Annotated in this window: 9 protein-coding genes; 3 read left to right on the forward strand and 6 right to left on the reverse strand. The window is 58.7% G+C overall.

Going from position 1 to position 12927, the window contains the following annotated elements:
- Positions 1 to 94: 94 nt before the first annotated feature.
- Positions 95 to 1399 (reverse strand): ergothioneine biosynthesis protein EgtB, encoded by a 1305-nt coding sequence (gene egtB / locus WX88_RS12450; RefSeq protein WP_046244718.1) that lies wholly within the window; start codon positions 1397 to 1399, stop codon positions 95 to 97.
- A gap of 690 nt (positions 1400 to 2089) precedes the next feature.
- On the opposite strand from egtB, the gene WX88_RS27580 reads away from it, so the two are divergent.
- Entirely contained in the window at positions 2090 to 5068 is a 2979-nt protein-coding gene (locus WX88_RS27580; protein WP_052732629.1) for a GEVED domain-containing protein, read from the forward strand.
- Positions 5069 to 5638: 570 nt separating this feature from the next.
- Here the strand turns inward: WX88_RS27580 and WX88_RS12460 are convergent.
- The 5 genes from WX88_RS12460 to WX88_RS27585 form a co-directional block, all read right to left on the reverse strand.
- Positions 5639 to 6688, reverse strand: a complete 1050-nt coding sequence (locus tag WX88_RS12460) for an alpha/beta hydrolase (protein WP_052732630.1) — start codon at positions 6686 to 6688, stop codon at positions 5639 to 5641.
- A 349-nt stretch (positions 6689 to 7037) separates the two neighbouring features.
- Positions 7038 to 7451 (reverse strand): hypothetical protein, encoded by a 414-nt coding sequence (locus WX88_RS12465; protein ID WP_046244720.1) that lies wholly within the window; start codon positions 7449 to 7451, stop codon positions 7038 to 7040.
- Between the two features lie 333 nt (positions 7452 to 7784).
- Positions 7785 to 8354 carry a helix-turn-helix domain-containing protein gene (locus WX88_RS12470; RefSeq protein ID WP_046244721.1) on the reverse strand — a complete coding sequence of 190 codons (570 nt, stop codon included), beginning with the start codon at positions 8352 to 8354 and terminating at the stop codon, positions 7785 to 7787.
- Positions 8355 to 8570: 216 nt separating this feature from the next.
- Positions 8571 to 10307: an FG-GAP-like repeat-containing protein gene (locus tag WX88_RS12475; RefSeq protein WP_046244722.1), complete on the reverse strand. Its 1737-nt coding sequence runs from the start codon at positions 10305 to 10307 to the stop codon at positions 8571 to 8573.
- A 127-nt stretch (positions 10308 to 10434) separates the two neighbouring features.
- On the reverse strand, positions 10435 to 10839 hold the full coding sequence (locus WX88_RS27585; protein ID WP_052732631.1) for a hypothetical protein: 405 nt from the start codon (positions 10837 to 10839) through the stop codon (positions 10435 to 10437).
- Between the two features lie 582 nt (positions 10840 to 11421).
- Here WX88_RS27585 and WX88_RS29450 point away from each other — a divergent pair.
- Entirely contained in the window at positions 11422 to 11691 is a 270-nt protein-coding gene (locus WX88_RS29450) for a KGG domain-containing protein (protein WP_046244723.1), read from the forward strand.
- A 42-nt stretch (positions 11692 to 11733) separates the two neighbouring features.
- Positions 11734 to 12798 (forward strand): o-succinylbenzoate synthase, encoded by a 1065-nt coding sequence (locus WX88_RS12490; protein WP_046244724.1) that lies wholly within the window; start codon positions 11734 to 11736, stop codon positions 12796 to 12798.
- Positions 12799 to 12927 lie beyond the last annotated feature (129 nt).

The raw sequence follows: 12927 nt of genomic DNA on the forward strand, positions 1-12927 counted from the left end.
GCAGTTTCATCTAAATTACCGAAAACGAGTCTAATAGTTTGATGAGTATCAACTTATCCCGATTGTGGCGACTCCGCAACGGAGGTTAGCTATGCTACCGGGCGAGCCGGATGCCGGTGAACTGCCAGCGTTTGTCAGCGTGAAAAAAGTTGCGGTAGCTAACCCGGATGTGGCTTTCGGGCGTAGCGCAGGAGCCGCCGCGCAGCACCAGCTGGTTCACCATGAATTTGCCGTTGTACTCGCCCAGGGCACCGGCGGCGCGTTCGTAGCCGGGGTAGGCGTGGTAGGCCGAGTAGGTCCACTCCCAGCAGTCGCCCAGCAACTGGTGGCAGGCAGTGGGGTCGGCGTCGGCGGGAAGGGGCTGCGGGTCGAACCGGCTGCTTTCCAGCCAGGTGCCACCGCTGGTAGCCGCGCCGAAGTATCGAGCGGCGGTTTCCCATTCAACCTCGGTGAGCAGGCGGGCGCCGGCCCAGTTGGCGTAAGCGTCGGCTTCGTAAAAGCTCACGTGGGTCACGGGCGCATCCAGGGCTATAGCTTGTAGGCCGTGGTGGGTGAAGCGGTGCCAGGTTTCGTTCCGCTGCACCCAGTAGAGCGGCGCCTCCCACCCCTGGGTTTGCACCAGGTCCCAGCCCTCCCCCATCCAAAAACGGAAGTCCCGGTAGCCACCCGCTTCGACGAAAGCCAGGTAATCGGCGTTGGTCACCAGGCGGTTTTGCAGCTCGAAGGGCGCTACCAGCATCTCGTGCGCGGCCAGCTCATTGTCGAAACAAAACCCCTCCTCCTGAAAGCCCACTCGATAAATCCCGCCCGGCACCGGCAACCAAGACGCTTTGCTTAAAGAGGAAGTAGCTGGCGTGCTGGCTACTTTCTCCTCAAGCGGAGCATAGGCGGGGGCCAGGGGGCTGGTACTAAGAATGTATTTGATGTCGGTGGCCAGCAGCTCCTGGTGCTGCTGCTCGTGTTGCAGGCCCAGCTCCAGCAGCTCGTAGAAGGTAGCGGGCAGCTCATTGTGTTCGGCTAGTAGTGCAGCCAGGGCGGCGTCTACGTGGGCGCGGTAGGCCAGCACGTCGGCCAGGGGCGGGCGCGAGAGCGTGCCGCGGTCGGCCCGGTTCACGCGCGAGCCCAGAGAGTTATAATACGAGTTGAAGAGAAAGGCGTACTCAGGATGAAATTGCTCGTAGCCGGGGGCGTATTCTTTTAGCAGGAAGGTTTCCCAGAACCAAGTGGTGTGGGCCAGGTGCCATTTCGGCGGGCTCACGTCAAGCATGGGCTGCACCACGGTGTCTTCGGGCAGCAAGGGGGCACATAAGGCCTGGCTTTGCGCCCGTACGGCCTGGTAGCGGGCCAGCCACGACTGCACAACGCGGGGCGCTACTGGGGAAGCATGAACTTGGGGCATTAGGAACAGGTAAGAAAGAACAACCAGAACGCTAACCGTATGAACCGGCCCGAGGTTGCACCGCCTCGCGAATATCGGCTGGCTCGAACCTCGAACTTAGACCAGTCCTGGAGCGGCTACGTGGGAGTTGCACTGGAATCGTTTGGTGTGTGGAGCCCAAGCGACTGACCGTTATATGAAACCGGGGAACCGCTGCGGGCCATGGCACTGGCCTGATCCTACCCGCTATAAAACAACCCTTTCAGTGCCTCAATGCCCCGTTTTGGTGCAACTCCGACTGCACCCTGCTTCTTTCTCAGCGCCAGTGTTTCGTCATTTCGGTCATCAGCCCTATTGTGTTGTTGGTCACTGTTTTTTAACCGTTGGACCATGTTCCGCGTCCGTTGGACACTAAAGCAACTCGCGCGTTTGGGTATCGCCGCTGAGGGAGCAATCTTTGTAGAGGACAATAACCATCTATTTTTCAATCAATTCCAACCACATGGTTTTGTAAAAAACCTTCTCTGACGGTAGTGTTAGGCGACTTCTGTTTGCCCAAGACCTGAGTAATGGAGTATCTCGCTCGGGCCACTAAAAGACATAAACGGTCGAATTGTGCTAACAACTCGATAATCATTTTTTTACTACTCATTCGCTTACCCGATTCTGCCGGGCTCTCAACTGCCACCATTCATACTTTCAACTTATCTGATGAAAATCTTACAATCGTTTGGGCTCAGTGCAGCCTTACTTTTAGCCGGGCTCGGCGCCCAGGCCCAGCAACGGCCGGCGGGCCCCAGCTACCCGCTCGGGACCAGCCAGGCGCTGGTGCGGCAGCTTGAAACACAGGTAGATGCCAGCGCCCGCCGCGGTGGCACCACCGTCACACTGCCCGTGTCGGCTACCACAGCCTTTACCGGTAAGGTCAATCACCGCGAGGATTTGGCGGCGACCGGTGAGTATGTAGTTGGAGAAATTGCTGGCGTGGCGGGTTCATCGTTCTCCCTGCGCATCGAGGGCAAAGAGGTGGAAGGCACCATCGTGCTGCGCGCCACCCGTGAGGCTTACCGCTACTCAGCCGATGCCCAAGGCAACGTGTCGGTGCAGTCGGTAGACATCAATAAGGTCCTTTGCATTGACTATAACCAGCCCGTGGGTTACCGGGAGCCAGCCCCAACCCGCACGGCTAACCGGGCTGCTGCGATAGTATCGTTGCAAAGCCTGCCTGGCGCCAAAGGCTGTGTACTACTCGACTTCGATGGTCAGTATGTATCGGGCACGCGCTGGAACAACGGCAACCCCATCAACGCCGCGCCGGCGGCCATCGCCAACGACAACGCTAAGATTCAGGCCTTTTGGGAGCTTGTGAGCGAGGACTTCCGGCCGTTCAGCATGAATATCACTACGGATGAGGCGGTATTTAACAGCTACCCCAAAGGCTTGCGGATGCGTTGCATCGTGACGCCCACCACTACTGCTGCGCCCCGCGCGGGGGGCGTGGCCTACGTGGGTTCCTTCAGATGGACCGACGATACTCCTTGCTGGGTGTTTATGAGCGAACCCAAGAGCGGGGGCGAGGCCTCCTCGCACGAGGTGGGCCACACCCTGGGCCTGAGCCACGATGGCCGCATCAGCCCTCAGGAAGACTACTATAGCGCGCAGGGCAGTGCCGGTGCCTGGGCACCCATTATGGGCGTAGGCTACTACAAGCCCGTCTCGCAATGGAGCCGGGGCGAATACAACTCGGCCAATAACAAGGAAGACGACTTGGCCATCATTGCCAGCTCTACGTACAATGTGGGCTACCGCGCCGACGACCACAGCAACAGCACAACCAGCGCCACGGCCCTGGCCCGCAGCGGTACCAGCCTGTCGGGCAACGGCATCATTGAGCGCGCGGCCGACCAGGACTATTTCTCCTTCACGACCAGCGGCGGCGCTGTGAGCCTGAATGTGAACACCGTGAGCCGCTACGGCAACCTCGACATCGTAGCACGCCTCTTCGACAGCGGCGGCGGGCTGCTGGGCACCTACGATACTGCGGGCAACAACAACCTAAACGTTTCGATCAGCACCACTCTGGGCGCGGGTACTTATTACCTGCAAGTCGACGGCACCGGCTCCGGCAACCCAGCTACCGATGGCTACTCCGACTACGCCTCGCTGGGCACATTTACCATTTCTGGTACCGCCCCGACGGGCGGTGGTGGCACTACCCCTCCGCCTCCACCCACAGGTGGCAGCTACTGCGCCTCGAAGGGCGGCACCCAGCAATATGAGTACCTGGCGCAAGTAAGCCTGGGTAGCATTAACCGCACTTCCGGGGCTGATGGTGGCTACTACGATGGCACGGCCGTGAACACCAACATAGCCCAGGGCTCGGCCCAGACGATTACCTACCAAGCCGGTTTCCCATCATCAACCTACTCTGAGAATGTGAAGGTGTACATCGACTGGAACCGAGATGGCGACTTCGCCGACGCTAGTGAAACTGTGGCCTCGGGCACAACTAGCAGCGCAACCGCACAAACCGCTTCTTTCACCGTGCCCGCCACGGCTACGACCGGTAAAACCCGCCTGCGCGTAGTACTGAGCGACAATGCCAGCACCACCAGCTGCGGCAGCTACGAGTTTGGTGAAACTGAAGACTACTCCGTGACCGTGACCACGGGCGGTACCACACCCCCGCCCACTACCAGCTGCGGCGTAGCTGCGGGCCTGAATGCTTCGGCCCTGAGCAGCAGCGGCGCCACAGTGGCCTGGACGGCCGTGTCGGGTGCTACGTCCTACAACGTGCGGTACCGCAACACGAGCACCACGACCTGGACCAGCACCACGAGCACCAGCACCAGCAAAGCCCTCACCGGCCTGACGGCCTCGACCAACTACGAATTCCAAGTACAGACGGTGTGCAGCAGCGGCAACAGCGCCTTCAGCGCTTCGGCCACCTTCACCACGGGTACCACTACCACTCCCCAACCGCCTACCACTGCTACCTACTGCACTACCAGGAGCAGCAGCCAAGACTATGAGTGGATTGACCTCGTGAACCTGGGCAGTATCAACCGTACGTCCGGAGCTGACGGCGGCTACTACAATGGCACTGCAACCAGCACGAGCATCGCGACCGGTTCTTCCCAGACTATCAACTTCTCGGCGGGCTTCGCTGGCGACATTTACACCGAATACTGGAAAGTGTACATCGACTGGAACCAGAACGGCGTATTCACCGATGCCGGGGAGTTGTTAGTAAGCGGTAGCACCTCGAGCGCCGCTACCTTCGGCGCTACCTTCACGGTGCCCACTACTGCCAAGCTTGGTCAGACCCGCCTCCGGTTGGTGATGAGCGACAACTCGGCCACCACCAGCTGCGGTAGCTACGACTTCGGCGAAACCGAAGACTATACCGTGAATATCACCGGAGCCGCTGCTACTGCTGCCCTCGTCGACCCCGCAACTGCTGGTCTGCTCAACGTGTACCCGAACCCGGCCACGGACCGCCTGAATCTGGAATTGCCCCTCAATACTGAGGTATTGAAGGTGTCGGTGCGGGACGTCCGCGGCACCTTGGTAAGCGGTTGCAGCTACGAAAATGGTCAGCTCAACGTATCCGGCCTGGCCAGTGGCCTCTACACTGTGCAGGTAAGCGACGAGCACCACATTTTCACCCAGCGCTTCATCAAGCAATAACCATCAGCTTTCCATCTTTCTTTATCAACAGCCTGGCCCAACAGCCAGGCTGTTTTTTTCTATTAGAGCCTATCCGAAAAAATAGGGCATGTTTTCAGACAGTGTTGGTACAAGCAAGGTGTAGAAAGGCTTCGCAGCTGCCCCCTTCTTTTCTCAGCGGGTGAACCAGAAATAGGTGCGCTCAACCGCCCAGCGGCGGGCACCATAGCCGATTGGCGCAAAGCAGCCTCTTCGCCGCGGCTTTTGAAGTGGTCGGCCGCATTGCTCCACCAGCCTGCGCGTCGTAACTCTTAATCAGCGCAAAAGCCCTGCAGAAACTTGTCTGTGACGGGCCAAGATAGCACGAGCAGCGAGTCGAAGACAACCTACAGCTACGTTACTTCGTGGACAGTTCTATCGTGGACTCAGGCTTATGCGAGCACCATGGCTTCCAGGTATTTGGTCTGCTGCCAGGGACATAAAGACCATAAATGAAATACTAGCGCAACCAGGCAGTGTCTTTATCATCAGCTGTTGATTCGCACGCATCAACAAAAAACTCAAGGACAGTCACGCTTCGGATGGAGAACCTTACTTCTCGACCCAATCCATAAACTCTTCGAATACTTTCATGAAGCCATTATCAGCTTGCTGAGTGCTATTTATCGATGAGGTTCTAAAAGAATGGTCATAATGAGGATACACATTGAAGCTTAAATTCCTCTTTTTATATCTGATAAACTCAATGGGAATCAGATAACTTGATTCAATCGGAACGGATGTGTCTAATGCGCCAACCGCTACGAAGAGTGGAACCTTGATTTTAAGCAAATTATTTATGGAAGGTTCTGTGAACGTGCTCCACCGCTGATAAGAGTGCCCGCGCCACTTCTTGTCAATATTATGCGGGTCGTTTTCGATGTCACTAATTTGGGTGAGCAAGGAATTAATCCGGACCTTGGCTTCCTCCTCCGTGATTTCCCCTTTATGAACAGCCCGACGAATAAATAAGACATAGTCATAATACTGGGTATCTCCACCACCCGCCCAGTAGCCAATGTGCGTTATGCTTTTATTCACCGTTCCCAACTTGGCTGCCACATGGCTACCCTCGGAGTGGCCAATGAGAACTATTTTGGTTGGTTTTTTAACCAGGGTTTTCTTAACAGCCTTTATGACCTCATCCCCTTGCCACACCCGGTAATCCAATGACTCGGTCGTGTAGAATGATTTAGGAGCTTTAAATTCTTGAGAAGTATTCGGAATAGCGTTATTCCAAAAGAAAGGAATTCCCTTCTTCGAAATAACTACAAAGGCATAATTGTTTGGTATCCTGTCTAAATCAAAAGGTACGCTACTGGTTCTGTAATTAAACCTTTGAATTTTTCCAGCCTCATTCCCAGTTATTTTTATAGTATCAATCGTAACTCCTGACGTGAAGAACGGCTCTTTTCCGGAGCCGTGGAAAAAGATAATGAAGCCGGTTTTTTCTTTAAAACCACCTTTTGCATAAACGTGGTAGTTTATCGTGTCGCGGTTTTTGATAATTTGATAGTGTTTATACTCATCAAGTTTGGGAGCATACTGAGCAAAGGAAATGAACGGTGTTACTACGAAGGCGAAGAACAGTAAGAATTTCATTTTCTTGATTTGTGGGCTTTTGGCGTATACCACCCATGAGCCAGGTTTAACCACCGTTAGTGTGATTACGTAGCATTACGCCCAATAGCGCAAAGGAAGACTTATTAATTCGGGACTCCGTTGCATCAACATGGCTATTTTACTTTTCGGATAGGCTCTTAGGTAACCCACATTGTGGCTTACTGATGGGGGCGATAATGTCTATTCTGCCTCTAACGGGGGCGTCGGCGATTTTCCAGCTATACCACACTGACTCCTGACCGCCGAATAGTCAAGCTCCACGTATCGGCCGGACAACAAAAAGCCGCCCGTCGCATCTAGCGACGGGCGGCTTTTGGCTTATGCTGCCCTAGGCCGAGAGGGTGGCCCGGTGGGGAGCGATGCCGGCTTTAATAGCCGTCAGGGGGGCTACCTGGCTGGCAATCTGCTCAGCGTCTACTTCGCCCAGGAAGCCCACCACACCCGTAGTCAGGCGCTTGCGCTTGACCAGGGCCGTGCGCTGCACCTGCAGGGCAGCCAGCTCGTCGGTGGCTTCCTCCCGCGTTTGCGCATCAATGCTCGCCACACCCAGCAGGGCGGTGTTCGACGCGATTTTACTGTCCACTTTCGCCAGCTCGGAGCTGGTGCTGGCCTTTGTGCGGTCGGCCCGCTCGTCGGCCAGGTCGAGGGTGGCATCGCGGACGGTGAAGGTTTTCAGCTCGAACTCGAGTTCGTCCTTGGCCTCGTCGCATTCGGCCCAGGTGGTAAGAGAGGAATAATCCATAGGGGTTGAGAAAAGGGTTATGATAATTACTTTTTCAAATATGAATAAATACCATTAATAACGAACCTGATGGCTTTTGCCCTTTCGTTGCGGTGCTATCCCGTTCCACTGCTTGTCCACTGCTTGCTACCTCCTACTTTCTTCTACCAATGGCACAATGTGAAGCAAGACGTGGAAATAGCCGGGGGTATGGGCAAGCGGTTGAATAGCACAACCAGGCCGTCATATCCCGATGCCATACAGCCAATAACCGTCGCGCCCGCCCCGAAGGCCAACATTACGTTACCAATGCCCCGAATACCTACTCTTAGCCGCTCTGGCCGTGGGGCCGCCTTAGCCCGGCAGCGCCAGGGCCAGGGCTGCGGCCTCCGCTTCGAGGGCGATGACCCGCGCCCGGAGCAAGTGCCAGCGCGTGGTGGCCTCGGCGGGCAGCGGCCGGGCCTGCCGGTGCAGCCAGTCGGCCCGCCAAGCCGCGCGGGCCGTGGCATTATCGGCGGCGATGTTGGGCGAGTCGGGAGCCCCGAGCAGCGCGGGCAGGGCCTGCGCCCACCGCTCGGCCCGGCGGGCCTGCTGCGCTAACTGGGCAGCCTGCGCCCGCAGCCGGGCCGCTTGCTGGAGGCACACGCGGCGGCGAAAATCCAGTGCGCCCGCGTCCGGGGCGAGGGTGCCAGGCGGGAGCGGCGCGGCCTCTACTTCCGGCACCGGCGGGGCGGCGGGCAAGTGCGCCACCAAGGGGAGCAGGGCCTGAAGCACATCGGCCGTGAGGGAGCGCCGGCCGGTTTCCAGGGCCCGTACCAGCGCGGGACTCACGCCGAGGTAGAGGGCCAACTGCTCTTGGCGCAAGCCAAACCAGGCCCGCACGCGGGCTACCAGCGAAGTAGAGGGGACGGCACGGCGGGACATAGCAACAGGCGAGAAGAATGTGTGCGGTATTTTCAGATTTTACAAAAATACCGCACACAATTATTTAAAAAAGTGTGCGGTATTTCTACAAAACCTGAAAATACCGCACATCTTTTTTAACTATGCACACAGGAAGTAACACGAAAAAGCATCGGTAGGAAACGCCGGCGTGATAGAAGCCAGCGCCTGCAACGGCGCGTCATACAAGAAGCCGCTTCAGCGGCGCACCAATAGCCGTTGCGGGCGCTGGTTGGCGCGGGCCGGGTCGTGGAGGAAATAGAGCCCAGCGGGCAGGCCCCGCAAGTCGAGCGCCGGGCTGGCGGCCGACCAGGAGAAGCGGCGCTGCACCCGGCCCAGGGCATCGCGCAGCTCCAAGCTGGCGGCGGGCCGGGCCCCGGCGGCGGGGCGTAGCGTCACCCGGTCGGTGGCCGGATTGGGGTACAGCTCCCAGGCCGGCGCGTTCGTGGCGGCGCGGGTGCCCAGCGCCGTCCCCCCCGTGATGGTGTAGGTCTGGTTGGTGGCCAGGTTGGCCAGCTCTGCGCCCGGCTGCCCCGGCCGCCACGTCACGGTCAGCGAGTCGGCGGTGAGGGCTGCGCCCGTGCCAAAGACCGTTTCGAGGGCCGTGCCGCAGTAGGCCCCATTGGTACTCATCACGGTGCGCTGCTGCCAGCGGCCGTTCACCTTCAGGCGCAGCACCGCCCCGATGCCGCCGCGGTTCACGCCGGGCACGGCGATGCGCACTTTCACGTAACGATTGGGCCCACCGGTGTTGCGAAACAGCAAGTCCTCTGCAAACGCGCCCACGTTGTACACGTCCTCGTAGCCGTCGTTGTTGTAGTCGCCCAGCGCTAGGCCCATCTTGTTGGCCACGGTGTCGGCGAAGGCCAGGCCCAGCACCCGGGTGAAGGCCCCGGTACCGTCGTTACGGTAGAGGAAGTTGCGGCCCCAGTTGCTCACCAACAGGTCGGGGTCGCCGTCGTTGTCCACGTCCGAGGCAGCCGAGCCGAACGAGTCGCCTCCCCCGCCCAGCGGCGAGCCAGTCAGGCGGGTGAAGGCCCCGCCGCCGTCGTTGCGGTAGTAGAAGTTGTCGTTATTGGAAGTGATGAAGTTGGTGTCGTTGGCCACAAACACATCCTGGTCACCGTCCTGGTCGAAGTCGGCCCAGGTAGCCCCAATGGAGTTGCCGCCGTCGCTCACCAGCGGCCCAGCCGTGATTTTGGTGAAGCCCGCCGCCCCATCGTTGCGGTAGAGGGCATTGTTCTGAGCCGCGTAGCCCGTTGGCGTCTGCCCAAGGCCATTGGTTACGAACAGGTCCACGTCGCCATCGTTGTCGTAGTCCACCCAGGTACCGGCATAGGACGTGGTAGCATCGGTCACGACCGGGCCAGTAGTGATTTTGGCAAATGCTCCGCCACCCAGGTTGTGGTAGAGAAAGTTGGGCGTATCGTCGGCATTGGCCACGAACAGGTCCAGCAGGCCGTCGTTGTCGTAATCGCCCCAGGCCGCTCCTACCGACCAGGCTTGGTCGGTGCCAAAGGGCGCGGCCGTCACCCGTGCGAAGCCCGCTGGACCGTCGTTGCGGTAGAGAGCGTTGCGGCCTGCATCTGGGCCGTTAGGTACGAACAGGTCCACGTCGCCGTCATTGTCGTAGTCGGCCCAGTACGCCCCCAGGTTAGATGCAGGCGCATCAGTAGCTAGCAAGCCCGTGGTCACGGGGACGAAGGGGCCGTTGCCGTCGTTGCGGAAGTATTGATTGGGGTCGCCATTGTTGGCCACGAACAGGTCCAGGTCACCGTCCTGGTCCACGTCAGCCCAGGCCGCACCGTTGTTGAGATTGGCCGCCGTGGTGAGCGGAGTACCGCCCACCGGTTGAAATTGCGCTACGGCCGGAACCGATGCCAGCAGCAGCAACCCCGACAGCAGCCGGGAAGCATGAAGAATAGTTGTTTTCATTCTGAATAAAAGAAAAGTGTGAACTGGTGATGAGCAGCCGAGGCCCCAGCGCCGTAGCGCCGAGGAGCCGACATATTAATGGACGGAAGACCGGTATCTGCTTTTTGCAACTCGTGCAACCAGCCCATCAGACTGGCGTTGGCCGTGCGTAAAGCAGTTGGCAATTTGCGGATATCCTAACAAAAACTAAGTTCAGTTCGGACAAGGCTAGGGTGGGCACCCGACAGTAGCGCGCCGCCGTGTCGGGGCCAGCGGCTAGGCACGGCGGTACCAACGAGCCCACTACCACTGGCAGCATATCCCACTGCTGCCGGAGCAGGTTGGGTAATTTGCCGTCGCGCTCCTGCTGTTTCAGCTGCTTGGCTAAGTAGCAGCGGCCGTTGCAGCGCAACAACGGCTGCAGGGCCTTGTTCACGCAAAAGCGCGCCGTGAGGGCTGCTTGGTTCGGTGCATAGTCCACCACCAGCACCTCGCGGCGGAAGGTTTGCAGCAACACCAAAGCCGCCAGGACGTAGGCTAACAAGGACTTCACAACGCAGCAGCTACTGATTCGAGGCACGAAAGTACTTCTTAACCTCCAACGGCAGGAATTCGCGCTAGCAAAAGGGCAGCCAGGGAGCAGTTGGCCAGCAACATTTGTGCAAAAACGACTCTCCACTCCATGCGTAATGCCTATTCATCTTTTGATACGCCCTGCGAATAAGGCAACACGGCGGTAGAATCATCTGCCAACTAAATTCTCTATCGTTGTTTTCTGCTCCTGCTCTCGGCGCGGCATGCCCACGACATGTGGCTAACTCGATTAGCGCTATGGGTTTCGACTACGCTGGGTAACCTCTTCTGGACTTACACCAGAATAAGCTTAACAATAACGAAGCGCCAGCCCATGAGGTTTGAGAGCCGACTTGGTAAGTACCCTTAACCAGAACAAGTACTCAGACAAACACGCATAGCTCTTCAATAAGTACGTAGAAGCTCTTCAGTAGAAGTTGGTATTTACGCTTATATTTGACCTAAATCACAACTAAACAGCGAAATAAGGGTAGGATTATCACACAATGTGACTACCATTGTACCGCATTACTCCACAACCAACATCCTTCCACAAACCCCAATGACAAACTCAGCATCCACCACCGCATCTGCTGCAGCTGCTGCCGCAAAAACCGTAACCCGTCCTGCTAATCGCGTAGGCACCAAAAGCCGCCGTGGTTTCGCCGCCATGAGCCCCGAAACGCAGCGTCGCATTGCCAGCGAAGGCGGCAAAGCTTCCCACGCCAGTGGCCGCGGTCACCGCTTCTCGGCCGAGGAAGCTCGCGATGCCGGCCGAAAGGGTGGCTTGGTGAGCCGCCGCGGCAAAACAGCGGCCAACGCCAGCAAGTAAGGGCACGACGGCTGAGCGCCCCCGGCCGCGCATCTTTGCGGCATGCTTCGTCTCAGTTTCTCGCAGCGCGCCCTGCGCTTTAATTTCCCTGCCCGCACTTCCCGGGGCGCTCTGGCCGAGCACGTGGCCTGGTACCTGTGCCTGACCGACAATGCCGACCCGAAGACCTTTGGCTTGGGCGAAGCCGCGCCACTGGCCGGCCTCAGCCCCGATTACGGACCCGATTTTCCGGCCGCGGTGTCTTCCCTTTGCGACCGGTTTAATGCCGGGACATTTGCCACCTTCCGGGCGGCCGATGTCCCGGCATTTGTCGGTCCGGGCTTGCCGTCGCTGGTGTTTGCGCTAGAAACGGCGGCTCTCGACCTAGCCGGCGGTGGCCGGCGCCAGCTCTATCCCAATGCTTTCAGCCAAGGCCGGGCCGCGTTGCCCATCAACGGCTTGGTATGGATGGGCGATGCCGCTTTCATGCGCGAGCAGATTCGGCAAAAGCTGGCGGCGGGGTACTCGTGCCTGAAGTTAAAAATCGGTAGCCTCGACTTTGCCACTGAATTAGCCCTACTGGCCGAAATCAGGGCCGAAGCCGGTCCCGACCAACTCATTTTGCGGGTAGATGCCAACGGCGCCTTCACCCCGGCCGACACCCCGGCCAGGCTGGAGCAGCTGGCGGCTTTCGGGGTGCACTCCATCGAGCAGCCCATTGCGGCCGGGCAGTGGCCCGCCTTGGCAGCCCTGTGCCAGACTTCGCCCATCCCCATTGCTCTGGATGAGGAGCTTATCGGAGTGAGCGACCCGGCCCGGCAGGCGGCGCTGCTCGATGAGGTGCGGCCCGCTTACATCGTCCTCAAGCCGACCCTACTGGGCGGCCACGCCGCCACCCGCCGCTGGATTGCGCTGGCCCAGGACCGCAACATTGGCTGGTGGATTACCTCCGCCCTCGAATCAAACGTCGGCCTCAATGCCGTGGCCCAGCTTACGGGCGAGTACGAGCTCCACGGCTTTGCCCAGGGGCTGGGCACGGGCCAGCTCTACCACAACAATGTGGCCGCGCCCCTGCACATCAAGAACGGCGCGTTGCGCTACGACCCGGCCGGCGCGTGGGAGCTGTAGCCTAGCTATTTGGTAATCTGCTTGGGTTAGCTTAAGCATAAAGGCAGCCGTGCTGGGAGAGCGTCCTGCTGGGAGGTTGTCATGCTGAGCGGAGCCGAAGCATCTCGCGGGCCACCACTAATCTTTTTC

Origin of the sequence: Hymenobacter terrenus (assembly GCF_000972495.1) — a bacterium.
Lineage (GTDB): Bacteria > Bacteroidota > Bacteroidia > Cytophagales > Hymenobacteraceae > Hymenobacter > Hymenobacter terrenus.